This is a genomic window from Streptomyces sp. NPDC002690, assembly GCF_053592415.1.
Map to the genome: position 1 here is coordinate 16350 of NZ_JBSFVR010000005.1, position 15912 is coordinate 32261.

Sequence of the window (15912 nt, forward strand, 5' to 3'; positions counted from 1 at the left end):
CCCGATCAAGTTCAGTACTGGTTCCGCTCGGCCTCGCGCTGCTGGTAGTCGCGCGGGGACAGTCCGTGGAAGCGGGAGAAGGCGGCGCTGAACGTGGGCAGGTGGGCGTACCCGGTCCTGCGCGCGACGGCGCTGGGCGACGCGCCCCCTGCGAGCAGCTCGCGGGCGATGCGCATGCGGGCGGCATAGCGCCAGCGCCCCAGTGTCATACCCGTCTCGTCGCGGAAGGCTCGGTGGATCTCGGCGTCGACATCGACGTTCTGGGTCCCGCCCGGCTCGCCGATACCGCGCAGGCAGTCCATCGCGACAGCGCGGGCGCGCGAGTCCTGGGGCATCGGCACCGACAGTGCCCGCTGCGCGGCGACCTGTTCCGCGAACAGGTCGAGGATATGGCGGGGGTCGTAGTCGTAGGGGCGCAGTCCGGACCGGGCACTGATCGAACAGAACATCAGATAGTCGTCCCACGCGGGTGAGAACCGCACCTGCAGCGGCGCCGTGAGTGGGAGATCTCCGGTACTCGCGTTGCCCAGTGGCAGGGAGACGGAGTTCTCGCGGAGGCCGGTGACATGCTCCATCTCCGCGGGGATCCAGGTCGCTACCCCTCGCTCCCGCTCGTAGCGCCGGTCGCCGATGTCCAGGTACCCGCTGCCTCGGTACATCCAGCTGAGGACATGGACGTCGTTGGTGTGCGAGGGCGTGCTGGCCGCGGGCAGCAGCTCGGGCGCGGACGGGGTGTCCGTCGTGCGCATCATGCGGATCAGGTCGTCGGTCTGCCGTGCCGCCGCCGCCCGTTGCGTCAGCCCGCCGGAGCGGGGCCGGACGGAGAGCCTTCGTCCGAATTCGTGAGGGGTCAGTCCGAACCGTCCCTTGAAGGCCCGCGTAAGGCCGTTGCGGCTGGCGAAGCCCACACGGGCGGCCACCTGGTCGACGTCGTAACCGGCGGCGAGGAGCTCCACGGCGGCGGCGAGTCGGCAGCCCAGCCGCCACTGCTCGAAGGTGAGCCCGGTGTCGGTGAGGAAGTCACGGCGAAGGGTGCGCGCGCTGGAGAGCACCCGCGAAGCCCATTGCTCGACCGTGAGGTCGAGCGTGGGGTCCCGGGTCAGTTCCTCGGCAACGGTCCTGGCACCGAAGGCTCGTGGCATCGCGGGCGCGGCGAACTCCTCCGTGCTCGGATTCCGCCCGGCCTCGACGGGTGCCGGCGAGCGCGGACCGGGCCGCCGCAGGAGCTCCTCGATCGCCTCGGGTGAGTACCCGTCACCGCTGAAAGGGGTGACCTGCAGATTGAAGAGCTGGATCAGCCAGTCCTGCCAGCCACCGGGGACGTCGAACCGGGTCAGTTCCGACAGCCCTCGCGTACCGACACCTGCGTGCGGCCACAGCGGGAAGGCGACGGTGCCCGGTTCGGTGACGATCGTCCGCTCGGCCCAGCCGTCCGCGGGTATCCAGGTGCCCTCACCAGCCTTGAGAGAAACCTCCGGGCCGTCGTCGAGGCGCACCCGCGCCACCCCCGTGCGAACCCAGAGCAGCAGCGGTCGGACGGGCGCGTCCACCGGACCCAACCGGGCGGCCGGGATCGGCGGCGGGTCGCCGACGCCCGTGACGAACGAGGACGGATTCATCATGTCCTAACCCTACGGCAGTCTGCGCACACCCATTCAGGTAAGGTTCACCTAACTTTAGCAAGGCGCACCCTTCACGACGCCAGTGCGCGAACCCCTGCCTTCGAAGCGACCGGAAAGGTCCGTTCTCCGCATGCCCAAAACCTCGCGCCGACTCACCGTGCGCCCGCCGACCGTCCGCGAGGTCGAGGTGGTCCGGACCGTCGACATCACCCCGGGAATGCGACGGATCACGCTGCGCGGCGAACAGTTGCGCGCGTTCGCCACCGCGGACGGCCTCGCACGGCCGGCTTTCGAGTCCCCGGGCTTCGACGACGACCTCACGTTCTACTTCCCGTACCCGGGTCAGCGCGACCCGGTGCTTCCGGTCCAGGGCGAGGCCAAGTTGATCGCGCCCAAGGATCCCCGACCGCTGTCGAGGGTCTACACCGTCCGCCGGTGGGACCCGACGACCGGCGAGCTGGATGTGGACTTCGTCAAGCACGGGGTGGGCGCGGGAACGACGTGGGCCTACCGCTCCCGGCCGGGTGACCGTGTCCACCTCAGCGGCCCGAGCACGTCCAAGGCGTACCCGGCCGGCGCCGACTGGCTGCTCGTCGCGGGCGACGACACCGCGCTGCCCGCGATCGGCCGCCTGCTGGACGAACTCCCGTCCGACGCCCGGGCACAGGTGTTCGTCGAGATCGCCGAGGACGCCCACCGCCAGGAGCTGCGCGAGCTGCCCGGGGTCGAGGTGACGTGGCTGGTCCGCGCCGGCGCGAAGGCCGGGACCGCGAAGGCCGGGACCGCGAAGGCCGGGACCGCGAAGGCCGGGACCGCGTCGCTGCTCACCGAGGCCGTCCGCGGTGCGCAGTGGTGGCCCGGTCAGGCGTTCGCGTGGGTGGCCGGCGAGCACACGGCCGTACGCGACATCCGTAGGCACCTGGTCGAGGACCGTGGCGTGCCGAAGGAGGACATCGACTTCGCCGGCTACTGGCGTCGCTCCGAGGTCGTCGTCCTGGAGTCCGACGGAGCCGTACCCGACCCGGAGAAGACGGTCACCCCGTTCCAGAGACTCCACGACCTGACCGAACTCGTCGCGCCGCTCGCGATCCGCACCGCGGTCGAGCTGGGCGTTCCCGATCTGGTCTCCCGCGGCGTGACCGGTGTGACCGAGTTGGCCGCCAGGACCGGCGCCGACGAGCGCGCTCTGGGCAAGCTGCTGCGGTACCTGCACACCCTGGACGTGGTGGCCGAGACGGAACGGGGTCACTACGCCCTGACGCCGGTCGGCGACATCCTCACTCTCGAGTTCATCGCCGACCGGCTCCACTCCGGCGGGGTGATCGGTCGCGAGATGCTCGGGCTCCACGGCCTCACGGAATCGGTCCGCACCGGTCGGCCCGCCTACGTCTCGGTCACCGGTCAGACCTTCGACGACGTGCGGGCCGAGCAGGATTACGAAGACCGTCACCTGGAGCGCCTGGCGAAGTTCCAGCCCGCCTTGGCCGAACCCATCGCCTCGTCGGACCTGCTCGCCGGGGTCCAGCACCTGGTGATCCACTCCGGGGGCGCCGGCGCCCAGGCCCGTGAGTACGTCGCGGCCCACGAGAGCCTGCGCGTGACGATCTGTGCGCTGCCCGCCCAGGCCGACTGGCTGCGCCGCGACTTGCCCTCCACGATTCCCGACGACCGGCAACGCGCGCGGGTCGGTGTGCTGGAGCAGTCCGTCTTCGAGCCCGGCCCGCCGGCCGACGCCGTGCTCGTCAGCCGCGCCTTCAAGACCCTGCCCGACGCCGACGCCGCTCACGCACTGCGCCGGGCGGCCGAAAACCTCGTCCCCGGCGGGCGGATGCTGCTGATCGAGGAGGTTTTCGACACCGCCGAGCTCGACGAGCACGACGGCGAGGAAGACCTGATCGGCCTGGTCTGCCACGGCTCCGGCCTTCGCACCGCCGCGGAGCTGGACGCCGTCATCGCCCGGGCCGGCCTCACGCGCAAGACGGCGCACACCGTCGGCCTGGGCGTCACCGTCCACGAACTCCTCCGCTCCACCGCCGGCTGAGCCACCTCCTGCCCGCTGACCCCCTCCACCTCGAGAAGAAGAGAAATGAAGAGAACGCCCATGCGCACCATGCCCCTGATGAGACGCGGCGCGACCCTTGCCGCCGCGCTGTTGAGCGCGTCGCTCCTCCTCACCGCCTGCGGCGGTGACGGCGACGACACTGGTGACAAGGCCGCCGGGACCACCGGTGACAAGGCCACCCGGACCCGCGGCATCAAGGCCGAGAACGGCACCGTCGAGGTTCCCGTCGCTCCCCGGCGGATCGTCACGATCGGCAACACGAACCTCCCCTTCATCGACCTGGGCGGCAAGCCGGTGGGTGTCACCGAGGCGTCCGACTCCGATCTCGCCGTGCTGCCGAAGGACCAGAAGGCCGCGTACGAGGCGGCCGAGATCATCGGCAGCAGCGGTGGCGAGGTCGACGTCGAGAAGCTCGCCGCCCTCAAGCCGGACCTCATCCTGGTGCAGTTCTCCTCGGACGACTGGGCCAAGGTCGGCAAGCGGCTCGAGGCGATCGCCCCGACCGTGTACTGGGGGCTCGACACCGAGTGGAAGGCGTTCGCAGACGCCATCGCGCAGGCCGGCAACGTCACGGAGACGCTCGGCCGGCAGAAGGCGGCGTACCAGGAGAAGATCACCAAGATCCAGCAGACCTACGGCGAGATCATCGACGGCACCAAGTTCGTCGACGTCTCCCGCGGCGACTGGAGCGACCCGGGAACCTTCTACGTCGCGGACATCGGCTGCTCCGAGATCGCCCGGGACGACATCGGCCTCGACCTCCCCGAGGCAGCCGAGGGCAAGGACCCCCTGGCCTACGAGTCCCTGCCGTTCGAGCGGATCGGTGAGCTGTCCGAGTACGACGTGGTCACCTACCCCGTCGACGCCGACGGCAGTCCTAAGGAGCCCTTCGAGCCGGTCGTGAAGACCAACACCTGGAAGGCGCTGCCCGCCGTGAAGTCCGGTCGGGCGCTGGGGGTCTTCTGCCCCGGCAACAACTCCTACGGACCCGTCATCCAGTACCTGGACTCCCTCGACGGTGCACTGGCGACCCTCCCCGGCAAGCAGTGACGGCCCTCGCCCTGTGGCAGGGCGGTCCGGGCACCGAGAAGGTGCCCGGACCGCCCCGTCGTCTGCTGGGCCTGTTCGCCGCCCTGGTGGTGCTGACGGTCCTACTGGTGCTCAGCGTCATGATCGGTTCGACGAATGTCCCGCCGTCAGCGGTGTGGGACGCGCTGGTCCACGACGCGGCCGATATCGACCAGTTCGCGATCCGCGACTTCCGGCTGCCCCGCACGATCGTGGGTCTGGTCGTCGGCGTCGCCCTCGGTCTGTCGGGCGCGTTGATCCAGGCGCTCACCCGCAATCCCCTGGCCGATCCGGGTGTCCTCGGCGTCCACGCCGGTGCGTCCTTCGCGGTGACGGTCGCCGTGGGCCTGCTCGGCGTCCGCGACATCCAGGGCTACATGTGGTTCGCGTTCGCGGGGGCACTGATCGCCACGGTCCTGGTGCTCGCCTTCGGTTCGACACGGCAGGGCTCCTCGCCGGTGGTCATGGTGCTCGCCGGGGTCTGCGTCGGTGCCGTGCTCGGCGGTGCCAGGGAGGCCCTCCAACTGACCGACCCGGACGCCTTCGACGCGATGCGGAACTGGAACGCCGGGTCGATCGCGGGTCGTCCGCTCGACGCCGTGTGGCCGGTCCTGCCGTTGTTCGCGGTGGCACTCGTCCTGGCCTTCGCGGTGGCGGGTCCGCTCAACGCCCTTGCTCTGGGGGACGAGTTGGCGGTCGCCCAAGGGGTCCGGCTGATACCCACCCGTGTTCTCGCGGTGATCGCACTCACCCTCCTCGCCGGTGGCGCCACCGCGATCGCCGGGCCCATCGGATTCGTCGGGCTCATGGTGCCGCACGTGGCCCGCTGGATCGTCGGCCCGGACCAACGCTGGATCTTCGCCTACAGCGTCCTTCTCGCCCCCAGCCTGCTGCTGGTGTCGGACATCCTCGGCCGCGTCGTGATGCGTCCCGGCGAGATTCCCGTGGGTATCGTCACCGCCTTCGTCGGCGCCCCCGTTCTCGTCGCGCTGGTGCGACGGAGGAAGTCGAGCGGACTATGAGCACGCACATTCCGCGGGTGGATTTCGGGCGGCGGGTACTGGTGCTGCGGCGCCGGCGGATCGCGCTGAGACTCCAGTGGCGTCCGGTCGTCGTCTGTACGGTGCTCGCGGTCGCGATCGCCTCGATGGCGGTGCTCGCGCTGATGACCGGCTCGTACGCGCTGAGCCCCGGGCAGGTACTCTCCGCGCTGACCGGCCGGGAGACCGGCATCGTCCATGAAGTCGTGGTCGAGTGGCGGTTGCCCCGGGTGACCGCGGCGCTGGTGTTCGGCGCGGCTCTGGGCGTGAGCGGGGCGATCTTCCAGTCACTGATGCGCAACCCCCTCGCCGACCCCGGCATCGTCGGGTTCTCGCAGGGCTCCTACACCGGCGCGCTGATCGTGATCCTGGTCGTCAACGGCACCTACACGCAGCTGGTCGGCGGGGCGTTGCTGGGCGGGACGGCCACCGCCGTGGCCGTGTACCTGCTCGCCTACCGGCGAGGGGTGCAGGGGTTCCGGCTGATCATCGTCGGCATCGGTGTCTCGGCGATGCTCGGGTCGCTCAACACCTGGCTGATCCTCAAGGCCGACCTGGACCAGGCGATGTCCGCGGCGGCGTGGGGTGCCGGGTCGCTCAACGGCGTGTCCTGGAACCAGGTCGTCGTCGGCGGTGCCTGCGTCACCGGACTCCTGCTGCTGGCCGGGGTGTTGAGCCGGCCGATGCGGCAGCTGGAGCTGGGTGACGACGCGGCCGCCTCGCAAGGGGTGCGGGTCTCGCTCGTACGCCTTGGCCTGATCCTGGTGGGGGTGGCGCTGACGGCGACGGTCACGGCCGCGTCGGGGCCGATCGCGTTCATCTCGCTGGTCGCCCCGCAGATCGGACGCCGGCTCGCCCGTACCGCCGGGATCACCCTCGCCCCCGCCGCCTTCGTCGGCGCGCTGCTGTGCCTGGCATCGGACCACCTCGCCCAGCACGTCGCCCCCACCCCGCTGCCGGTCGGCATCATCACCGTCGTGCTCGGCGGCGGCTACCTCGCATACCTGCTGTTCACCGAAGCAAGGAAACGCCTGTGAACACGACCCCGCCCGACACCGCGCGCCTCCGAGTGGAGTCCGCGACGATCGGCTACGACAAGCGGATCATCTCCGAGCACCTCTCGGTGGCGATCCCCGACGAGTCGTTCACGGTCGTCGTCGGCCCGAACGCGTGCGGCAAGTCCACCCTGCTGCGCAGCCTGTCCCGACTGCGCAAGCCGTCGGCCGGACAGGTCGTCCTCGACGGTGCCGACATCAACTCCTACAAGACCAAAGAGGTGGCCCGGCGGGTCGGGCTGCTGCCGCAGACCTCGATCGCACCGGACGGGATCACCGTCGCGGACCTCGTGGCCCGGGGACGCTACCCCCACCAGGGGTTCGTCCGGCAGTGGACCGAGGACGACGAGCAGGCCGTGCTCAGGGCGATGCACCAGACCTCGGTCGCCGACCTGTCCCGGCGCCCGGTGGACGAGCTGTCGGGCGGTCAGCGCCAGCGCGTGTGGGTGGCGATGGCGCTCGCGCAGCACACCGACATCATGCTGCTCGACGAACCGACCACCTTCCTCGACATCACCCACCAGATCGAGTTGATGGAGCTGTTCACCGACCTCCACCACGCCGGCCACACCCTGGTCGCCGTACTGCACGACCTGAATCACGCCGCCCGCTACGGCACCCACCTGATCGCCATGAAGGACGGGGTCGTGGTCGCCGAGGGCGCGCCGGACGAGGTCGTCACGGCCGAGCTGGTCGAGGAGGTGTTCGGCCTGCGCTGCCTGGTGGTGCCCGATCCGGTGGCCGGCAGCCCCCAGGTGGTGCCGCTGGGCCGGGAACGGGCCCGGCGAAGGCCCACCCACCACACCGGTGTGAAGAGCGCGAAGAATGGCTGATCCGTCGGTCGGGAAGCCGGCAACCGGTGGATGGAGTCCGGAAGAGTTCGAACGACACCTCCGGGAGAGGGGTGCGCCGTTCGTCGAGCGGGTCTCCGCGGACGAGGTGGAGGTGACGTTCGTCGACGAGCCCGGAGACGGCACGTCGGTCACCCTCTCGGTGGTGATCGGACCCAGGATCGCCTTCAACCCGATCGACGTGGAGTTCTCCCCGGTGGCGGGGACGCCGTACCGCGTTCTCACCCTGCGGATGCGTTCCGACCTGCGCTTCTCGTACGTGTTCGTACGACGCGGGCCGACGGGTGGGAGCGTGCGGGTTCCGGACCTCTTCAACCCGCCGCCGAGGTTCTCGGAGTGCTCGGTGGAACGCTTCTCCGGGGCCTCCGTGGCCGTGCTGCCCGACGCGGTGCCGTTGCCCTGGCTCGATCGGGCCGAGGCACGGCCGGCCCCGGCGGTGGAACCCTCCGTACTGGCGAGCGAGTTCCTGGGAGACGAACGCCGCATCTGGGTCTCGATGCCCCCGGGAGATTTCCCGGAGGACGCCGCACTGCCTTTCGTGATCCACCTCGACGGGACGCCGCACCACAGCGCGCCGAGCGTTCGTGACGCCCTGGTCCGGGCGGGACAGATCCGCCCCTGCGTGGTGGTCCTCGTCGATCAGCCCGCATCGCGGCGCGACAAGGAACTGCTGTGCGACCCGGCGTTCTCGAACATGCTGGTCCAGGAACTGCTGCCGTGGCTCCACCACCGCTATCCGCTCTCGCGGGACCCCGGTGACGTCGCGCTGGCCGGCGAGAGCTTCGGCGGCCTGTGCGCCGGCTGGACCGTGCTCCACCACCCGACGACGTTCGGCAACGCCATCCTCCAGTCCCCGTCGTGCGGGTATCACCCCGACCTCAGGTGGGGCACCGGGGCGGGTGAACTGCTGCGCCGCACCCCCGTACCGACGCTGATCGCCGACTACCAGGCGGCAAAGACCGCACCGATCCGCATCTTTCACGACGTCGGTGAGCTGGAGGGTTCGAACACCCACAGTCGCTGGCTGGACCACGTGCTCACCGGTAAGGGCTACGACACCCTCTACCGGGAGTTCGCCGGCGGACACGACTACGCGTGGTGGCGAGGGATCTTCGCCGACGCCCTGCTCTGGTGCTTCCCCGTCATGAGCACGGATCGGAACCAGCCATGACGAACTCCTCGCGTTTCCCGGGCGGCGACGCCGCCGGACTGGGACGGGGGCCGCTGACCCGTCGGCTGCCGGTGCTCCTGCTCGCTCCCCCCGAGCCCCTCGGTGCCCGGCCGTTCGAGTGCGGGCCCGGGACCCCTCCGGGGCGGTTCCTGCTGCGCGTGATCTTCTCGGTGAGGCGTATCAGCGTTCCCGCGATGCTCCTGGCGATCGTGTGGCAGGTGGGCGAGTCCGCGGTCCCGGTGGTGATGGGACTGGCGATCGACCGGGCCGTCGCGACCGGGGACGGGGGGCAACTGGCCCTGTGGCTCGGCGTGCTGGTGGCTCTCTACCTCGCGCTGACGTCGGCGGCGCGATTCTCGCTGCGCCTGACCGCCCATGCGGTGCAGGTACTTCAGCACCGGCTCCGCACCACCCTCTCCACGAGCGTGCTGCACCCGGTCGGCGGCTCCGGCCGCGCGCCGGGGGGCAACGTTGTCTCGGTGATGACGAACGACGTCGCGCGTCTGTCCAACGCGGTGATCCTGACGATCATCCCGGTATCGAGGATCACGGCCATCGGATTCATCGCCGTGTCGCTGCTGGCGACGCACTGGCTGCTCGGACTCGTGGTGCTGCTCGGGGCGCCCGTCGCGGTCTGGTCGATGGGGACGCTCAGCGGGCGGCTTTCCCGGGACACCCGCGCGTACCAGGAGCTGCTGGCCTCCACGGTCGGGCAGGCCACGGACCTGGTCACCGGCTACCGGGTGATCAAGGGGATGCGTGCCGAGGCCGAGGCGACCAGCCGGTACCGGCGGGCGAGCCAGGAGACCCTGGTCGGCGCCCGGCGCAACGCGGGCCTGCTGGGGAGGTTCCTCGTGGGCTCGGGCACGGTCAGCGGCACGTTCGCCGCCGCGGTGGTGGGGCTGGCGGGCTGGTTCGCCGTGGACGGACAGCTCAGCATCGGCGGGCTGATCACCGCCGTCGGCCTCGCCCAGGCACTTCTGCCGCAGATCCAGGCGATCGCTAGCACGTCCATCCCCAACCTCGCCGGCGCCCGCGCCTCGTCCGTGCGTGTCCTCGAAGCGCTGCGGGATCACGCCACACCAGCGGCCGGGCCCGATGTCGCGACCGCGCGGGAGATCACCGGGCTGCCGGAGCTGGAGGTGGTCGTACCGAGCGTCGTGGGGCCCGACGTGACGATCCGGGTCGAGCCCGGTGAGCTCGTGGGCGTGCGCGCCGACGACCGGACGGCCGCCCGTGTCGTCGAGGCACTGCTGGACCCGCGGGCCGAAGGAGGGGTCGAGGCGCGGCTCGACGGTATCGCGGCGCGGAAGCTGTCCCCGGCCGAGTACCGCTCCCGGGTCACCGTCGCGCCGCACCGCACCACGCTGTTCAGCGGCACCCTCCGCGACAACGTCACCGTGATCGCGGGCGGGCCCGAGCGGGTGGACGCCGCCTTGCGAGCCGCTGCCTGCGACGACTTCGCGGTCGACCCCGACGTCCCCGTCGGCGAGGGCGGCAACCGGCTTTCGGGCGGCCAGCGCCAACGGGTCGCGCTCGCCCGCGCCCTGGCGAGCGAGGCGCCGGTTCTCGTACTGCACGACCCGACCACCGCGGTCGACTCGGTCACCGAACACACCATCGCGAGCCGGCTGCGCGATGCCCGGGCCGGACGCTCGACGCTGCTGATCGCCTCGGCCCCGGCGCTGCTCGCCGCATGCGACCGCGTCGTCGAACTCTCCGACCACCTACCCGCGACATCGAGGACGGCACAGTGAACGAGTTCTCCGCCGTACCCGAGACCGCTGCTTCCGATGCCGGGCAGCAAGGGCAGCCCGGGCTGCCCGTCGCGAGCGGGCGCGAGACGGTCAGGGAGGTGTGGCGGCTCAGTCACGGGTACCGGCTCCGGCTCGCCGCGACCGGGGTGCTGGGACTCGTGAGCACCGGCGCCAACCTGGTCGTCTCCGTGGCGATCGGGTCCCTCGTCGACCGCGTGCAGGCCGGCACCGCGGACCTGACCACGGTGCTGACGGTCACGGCCGTCATGGCTCTCTGCGCTGTCCTCGGTGCCGCGGGCACCGCGCTCACGATCGTGCTCGCCACCCGCGTCTACCACTGCGTCCTCGCCGCGCTGCGCGAGCAACTCGTGAGCCGCGCCATGGCGCTCCCACAGCACCTCGTCGAGCGCGCCGGCACCGGGGACCTGATATCCCGGTCCAGCGACGACGTCACCGCCGTCGCCGACGCCGCCCCCGCCGTGATCCCGGTGCTCACCGTCACCGCCTTCACCATCCTCGTGTCTCTGGGCGGACTCGCGGCCCTGGAATGGCCCTACGCGGCCGCCTTCGCCGTCGTACTGCCGGTCTACGTGCTGGCCGTGCGGTGGTACCTGCGCATCGGACTCGGGGTGTACCGCGCCGAGCGCACGGCGATGAGCTCGCGTACCCAGCAGATCCTCGAATCCCAGCGCGGCTGGGCCACCGTGCTCGGCTTCGGGATCGCCGACCAACGGCACCGGGCCGTGATGACGGACTCCTGGCGCGTCGCGAGGCAGTCGCTGCGCGCACGCACCGTGCTGAGCATGCTCAATGGCCGGCTCAACCTCGGGGAGTGCCTGAGCCTGTCCGCCGTACTCGTCGTCGGCTTCGTCCTCGTCGACCACGACGCGTCGACCGTCGGCGGCGCCACCACCGCCATGCTGCTCGTGCTGCGCCTGCTCGGACCGGTCAACCAGCTGCTGATGGTCATCGACACCCTCCAGTCCGCCCTCGCATCGCTGAGCCGCATGGTCGGAGTCGTCACGATTCCGGTCAGCCCGTCGAACGTCCCGGCGCAGGCCGCGAGCAGCGCCGTACGGCTCGACCAGGTCTCTTTCCGGTACGGCGAAGGGGCGCGGGTGCTCGACGGCATCACTCTCGACGTCCCGCCCGGTCAGCACTTGGCCGTCGTCGGCGTGTCCGGGGCGGGCAAGACCACGCTCGCCGGCGTGGTCGCCGGCACCCACTTGCCCGAGGCCGGGACGGTGACCCGTTCCAGCCGTACCGCGATGATCACCCAGGAGGTCCACGTCTTCGCGGGAACCCTGCGCGACAACCTCACCCTGGCGGTGCCAGGGGCCACCGACCGCGACCTCCACGCAGCACTGGAAGCCACCGGCGCCGCACCGCTCCTCGATGCTCTCCCCGATCGGCTTGACACCCTGCTGGGCGTCGGTGGACACCCGCTCACCGACGCCCAGGCACAGCAACTCGCCCTCACCCGCCTGCTGCTCGCCGACGCCGATCTGGTGATCCTCGACGAGGCGACCGCCGAAGCCGGGTCCGCCTACGCCGGACAGCTCGACCGGGCTGCCGACGCCGTCCTCGCCGGGCGCACCGCGCTCGTGGTCGCGCACCGTCTCTCCCAAGCGGCAGCCTGCGACCGGATCATGGTGATGGAAGGTGGCCGAATCATCGAGACCGGCACCCACGGAGAACTGGTCGACGCCGGTGGCGTGTACGCCGGGTTGTGGAACGCGTGGGAGGCCGCTCGGTGACAGCAGCATGGTGGGGCCAGGATCCGCCGTAGTCCGGGCGGCCTGTCGTCCCGGGTGATTCGGGCGGGGTGGCGGGTCAGCCACGCGGTGACCTGACGGACGGTCGGCCGACGCGCTCGGCGCACGGCCGGCGACCGCCGCCCCTCATCGCGGCAGGTCACCGCAGTGGCCCGGCGCACGTGCGCACACGTCAGGGCGCACCCGCGAAGCGGACCGCCCTCGGAGCGAGGGAGTGGAACGACCATTCTCCCGCGCGCTAACCTGGGCATATGAACCAGAGGCCAAAGGAACGAGGGACGTCGGAGGCGAGATCGCGGCTGCTCGACACCGCGACCAGGATTTTCTACGCGGAGGGAATCCACTCCGTGGGCGTCGACCGGATCGTGGCAGAGGCGCAGGTCACCCGTGCCACGCTGTACCGGCACTTCACGGGCAAGGAAGACCTCGTCCTCGCATACCTCGACCGGACCGACCAGGCTCTCCGGGCTCAGGCCGAGGCCGCTCAGGCGGGCGAGCAGGCACCCGCGGACAAGATCCGCGCCGTCTGCCGGACGATAGCCGCCGGCGTCGAGTCCGAGGGATTCCGGGGGTGCGCCTTCCTCAACGCGGCGGCCGAATACCCCGATGCCGACCACCCGGTCCACCGGGCCGTCCTGTCCCACCGCCAATGGTTCCTGGCCACCATCACGGGGCTGCTGGCCGAGACCGGAGACCCTGCGGCCGAGCCGGCCGCCCGCCATCTCGTCATGCTCCGGGACGGCGCGATGGTGTCCGGCTGTCTGGCCGACCCCGCGACGGTCTCCGAGACCTTTCTCCGGGGCGTCGAAGGACTCCTCCGAACCCTCTCCGCCTGACGGACCGGGGTGTGACCGGCCGCCCGCTCGCCGCGCCCGTCCCGCTCATCGCCCCTTCACAACGCCCGGCGCCGTTCCGTCGACCGCGGCCGCCGGGCTCCGCCACGGCCGGAACTGCCCCGGGCCTCACGGCGGCACGGGCGCGCCCCGGAACACGGGCGCGCCCCGGAGGACGTCACGGAAGGCTACGTCCGGGTCAGTTCCCCTTGGCCTTGCGGCCCAGGCGCAGGGCCGAGACGAGGAAGAAGATGCCACCCGGGACGGCGTAGCCGACGGCGCTGGTGAGCACCGGGTCGTCCGCGCCGGCGGACGCGACGAACGATGCCCCGGCCAGAGCCGAGATGGCGCCGCTGAGGATCATCGGCCACTGGCCCCCCAACTTGCGTCGGGGCACGGCGACGATCAGCTGGACCAGCCCGGACACGATCGCCCAGGCTCCCCACACACCCAGCACGGCCGAAATGCCGGACGCGCAGGCGATGGCCACACCGACGGCCGCGACGAGGCTGACCAGCATGTTCACGTAAAGCAGCACCGGCGATCCCGTGGTGCGCGACGACCTCGCGTCGATGACGGCCGCACCCACGTCGAACAGCGGGTACAGCACCAGCAGCACGGCCGCCGCCGGGGTGATCTCCGACGTCATCGTGAACATCACGAGCGCCCAGACGATGGCGAACACGAACCGGACGAGGTACAGCCGTCGCAAGACGGAAGCCGTCGCCGCGATGCCGGACGGTGCAGTGATGGCGCTCATGGTGATCCCTCTTCAGGCTTCGGTGGACTCGCAGGAGAGAACGGTTCGTTCGACGCCGGACGGTGTCCGGGTCGCCATGAACCCATGGCAAGAACGAACGTTCTCCCTCATTAGGCTGGCAAAGACTCCACACCTTGTCAAGACCGAACGTTCTCCCTTGTGTGCGGGCGCGTCCCCGGCGAGGGCAGGCCGGTGTTCGTCGTGGCCGACTCCAGGACGGAGGGCGTCCTGACGGGGCGCCCCTGACAGAACATCCTGACGGAACGTCCTGACGGGGCGCCCCTGACGGAACGTCCTGACGGAACGTCCGATCAAGTGGGGACCGGGCGGTCGGCCGACGCCGGTCTCACGAAGGTGCTGGGCGGGCCGGCTCCGGAAGTCCGGCGAACTCGCTCTCACGCGCCGGGAGTTCACGCGACCCCTGGCGCAACGCGAGAACCGAGCGCCCGCTGGGTGCGGGCGGGCGCGACGCCCCGGGCGGGCACGACGCGGCCACGGAGTGTGCCCCGGGCACGGCGTCCCGCCCGGGGCACACTCCGTGGCCCGTACCCTTACGCGCCCGCGCCGGCCCCACTGGTGCGTCGGGACCGGAGGACGCCGGAGAGGAGAACCGTGAGCACTCCCGCCAGGGGGACCACCAGCAGGCCGACGCGGAGACTGGTGGCGTCCGCGATCAGGCCGACGACCGGCGGGGAGAGCAGGAAGCCGAGGCGCATGAGCCAGGAGACGATCGTCAGGCCGGAACCGGGCTTGAGGCCGGGGAGGTTGTCCGCCTCGTGCATGGCGGCAGGGACCAGGGTCGCCACGCCGAATCCGGCGGCGGCGAACCCGAGCACGGTTCCGGGCAGTGTGGGTACGGCCAGCGCCAGGCCCATACCGAGCGCGGCGATCACGCCGCCGGTGCGGGCGACCGCCCGCTGACCGAACCGGTCGACGAGCCGGTCGCCGATGATGCGGCCGACGAACTGGGTACCGACCAGGGCGATGTAGCCGGTGGCGGCGAGGGTGGCCGAGGCACGCAGGGAGTCGGAGAGGTAGAGCGCGGCCCAGGAGTTGCCCGCGTCCTCCACGAGCGTTCCGGCGGTCGCGATGAGGACCAGGGCGGCCAGCACGTACGCGGTGCCGCGCCGCGCGGTGGCCGAGGGGCGGGCCTGTCCGGCGGGGAGGTCTGCGGGTGCGGGTTCGTTGTCCGGGCCGGGCAGGCAGTAGCGCAGCGCGACGAGGGCGGCGACGGCGAAGACGACGGCCGACACCGACAGATGCAGCCCGCGCGTCAGGTCCAGCGCCATGGCGCCGGCGGCCATGAGGCCGCCCACGACGGCGCCGACCGACCAGATCGCGTGGAACGAGTTGATGATGGACCGCCCGTAACGGCGCTGCACACGCAGGCCGTGCGCGTTCTGCGCGACGTCCGTGATCGCGTCCATCGCTCCGGCCAGGAACAGCGCCGCCGCGAAGAGCGGCACCGCGCCCGCGAGACCGGCGGCGAGGACCCCCACCCCGGTCAGCAGCGTGCCGGCAACCGCGACCCGGGCCGAGCCGAACCTGCGGATGAGCACTCCGGCCACCGGCCCGGCCACCAGGGCCCCGGTCGGGAACGCCGCCACGGCCAGGCCGTAGACGGCGTTGCTCATGCCGAGTTCCGCCTTGATCTGCGGATACCTCGGCAGAAGGTTGGCGAAGAGAGCCCCGTTGGTCAGGAACAGCACGGCCACGGCCGCACGGGCCCGCCGGTCTGCGGCAGGCAGCCGGACCGGTATGTCGACAGTCATGGGGGTGACCCTAGCGTCGAAGAGTACGAACGTACACCCCAGGTCGGACGCCTCGTACGGCCCTCGCGCGAGCGACCGGTGAGAACCTTCCCGTCCACACCCGTGGCGCCTCGCGCTCCCCGGAGCGCTTCCGCCAAGAACCCCGG

At 71.2% G+C, this 15912-nt stretch carries 12 protein-coding genes; 9 read left to right on the top strand and 3 right to left on the bottom strand.

Annotated features, from left to right (window positions below; translation table 11 throughout):
• Positions 1 to 11 precede the first annotated feature (11 nt).
• Positions 12 to 1622: a helix-turn-helix domain-containing protein gene (locus tag ACWD3D_RS01385; RefSeq protein ID WP_451458861.1), complete on the bottom strand. Its 1611-nt coding sequence runs from the start codon at positions 1620 to 1622 to the stop codon at positions 12 to 14.
• Between the two features lie 130 nt (positions 1623 to 1752).
• On the opposite strand from ACWD3D_RS01385, the gene ACWD3D_RS01390 reads away from it, so the two are divergent.
• From ACWD3D_RS01390 to ACWD3D_RS01430, 9 genes are all read left to right on the top strand, one after another.
• A complete protein-coding gene (locus tag ACWD3D_RS01390; RefSeq protein ID WP_451458862.1) occupies positions 1753 to 3663 on the top strand; it encodes an SIP domain-containing protein in 1911 nt (636 codons plus the stop codon).
• A 60-nt stretch (positions 3664 to 3723) separates the two neighbouring features.
• Positions 3724 to 4734: an ABC transporter substrate-binding protein gene (locus ACWD3D_RS01395; RefSeq protein ID WP_451458863.1), complete on the top strand. Its 1011-nt coding sequence runs from the start codon at positions 3724 to 3726 to the stop codon at positions 4732 to 4734.
• Complete coding sequence (locus ACWD3D_RS01400) at positions 4731 to 5774, top strand: FecCD family ABC transporter permease (RefSeq protein ID WP_451458864.1); 1044 nt, start codon at positions 4731 to 4733, stop codon at positions 5772 to 5774. The genes ACWD3D_RS01395 and ACWD3D_RS01400 overlap by 4 nt, the downstream gene beginning before the upstream one ends.
• On the top strand, positions 5771 to 6829 hold the full coding sequence (locus ACWD3D_RS01405; RefSeq protein WP_451458865.1) for a FecCD family ABC transporter permease: 1059 nt from the start codon (positions 5771 to 5773) through the stop codon (positions 6827 to 6829). Before ACWD3D_RS01400 ends, ACWD3D_RS01405 begins: the two co-directional genes overlap by 4 nt.
• Complete coding sequence (locus ACWD3D_RS01410; protein WP_451458866.1) at positions 6826 to 7680, top strand: ABC transporter ATP-binding protein; 855 nt, start codon at positions 6826 to 6828, stop codon at positions 7678 to 7680. Before ACWD3D_RS01405 ends, ACWD3D_RS01410 begins: the two co-directional genes overlap by 4 nt.
• A complete protein-coding gene (locus ACWD3D_RS01415) occupies positions 7673 to 8869 on the top strand; it encodes an alpha/beta hydrolase (RefSeq protein WP_451458867.1) in 1197 nt (398 codons plus the stop codon). The genes ACWD3D_RS01410 and ACWD3D_RS01415 overlap by 8 nt, the downstream gene beginning before the upstream one ends.
• Positions 8866 to 10626 (top strand): ABC transporter ATP-binding protein, encoded by a 1761-nt coding sequence (locus ACWD3D_RS01420; RefSeq protein WP_451458868.1) that lies wholly within the window; start codon positions 8866 to 8868, stop codon positions 10624 to 10626. Before ACWD3D_RS01415 ends, ACWD3D_RS01420 begins: the two co-directional genes overlap by 4 nt.
• Positions 10623 to 12383 carry an ABC transporter ATP-binding protein gene (locus ACWD3D_RS01425; RefSeq protein ID WP_451458869.1) on the top strand — a complete coding sequence of 587 codons (1761 nt, stop codon included), beginning with the start codon at positions 10623 to 10625 and terminating at the stop codon, positions 12381 to 12383. The genes ACWD3D_RS01420 and ACWD3D_RS01425 overlap by 4 nt, the downstream gene beginning before the upstream one ends.
• Before the next feature lie 269 nt (positions 12384 to 12652).
• Complete coding sequence (locus ACWD3D_RS01430; protein ID WP_451458870.1) at positions 12653 to 13237, top strand: TetR/AcrR family transcriptional regulator; 585 nt, start codon at positions 12653 to 12655, stop codon at positions 13235 to 13237.
• A gap of 196 nt (positions 13238 to 13433) precedes the next feature.
• Here ACWD3D_RS01430 and ACWD3D_RS01435 read toward each other — a convergent pair whose 3' ends face one another.
• Together ACWD3D_RS01435 and ACWD3D_RS01440 are read right to left on the bottom strand one after the other, a co-directional pair.
• Positions 13434 to 13994, bottom strand: a complete 561-nt coding sequence (locus ACWD3D_RS01435) for a DUF308 domain-containing protein (protein ID WP_451458871.1) — start codon at positions 13992 to 13994, stop codon at positions 13434 to 13436.
• Positions 13995 to 14545: 551 nt separating this feature from the next.
• The gene (locus tag ACWD3D_RS01440) at positions 14546 to 15766 is read right to left on the bottom strand and encodes an MFS transporter (RefSeq protein ID WP_451458872.1); all 1221 of its coding nucleotides are present in this window, start codon (positions 15764 to 15766) and stop codon (positions 14546 to 14548) included.
• Positions 15767 to 15912: the final 146 nt, after the last annotated feature.

What these genes read in the sequence shown, in the direction of transcription:
- ACWD3D_RS01390 (WP_451458862.1), top strand. Translation starts at nt 1,753, where the DNA reads ATGCCCAAAACCTCGCGCCGACTCACCGTGCGCCCGCCGACCGTCCGC.
- ACWD3D_RS01440 (WP_451458872.1), bottom strand. Translation starts at nt 15,766, where the DNA reads ATGACTGTCGACATACCGGTCCGGCTGCCTGCCGCAGACCGGCGGGCC.
- ACWD3D_RS01435 (WP_451458871.1), bottom strand. Translation starts at nt 13,994, where the DNA reads ATGAGCGCCATCACTGCACCGTCCGGCATCGCGGCGACGGCTTCCGTC.
- ACWD3D_RS01415 (WP_451458867.1), top strand. Translation starts at nt 7,673, where the DNA reads ATGGCTGATCCGTCGGTCGGGAAGCCGGCAACCGGTGGATGGAGTCCG.
- ACWD3D_RS01420 (WP_451458868.1), top strand. Translation starts at nt 8,866, where the DNA reads ATGACGAACTCCTCGCGTTTCCCGGGCGGCGACGCCGCCGGACTGGGA.
- ACWD3D_RS01430 (WP_451458870.1), top strand. Translation starts at nt 12,653, where the DNA reads ATGAACCAGAGGCCAAAGGAACGAGGGACGTCGGAGGCGAGATCGCGG.
- ACWD3D_RS01395 (WP_451458863.1), top strand. Translation starts at nt 3,724, where the DNA reads ATGCGCACCATGCCCCTGATGAGACGCGGCGCGACCCTTGCCGCCGCG.
- ACWD3D_RS01405 (WP_451458865.1), top strand. Translation starts at nt 5,771, where the DNA reads ATGAGCACGCACATTCCGCGGGTGGATTTCGGGCGGCGGGTACTGGTG.
- ACWD3D_RS01385 (WP_451458861.1), bottom strand. Translation starts at nt 1,622, where the DNA reads ATGATGAATCCGTCCTCGTTCGTCACGGGCGTCGGCGACCCGCCGCCG.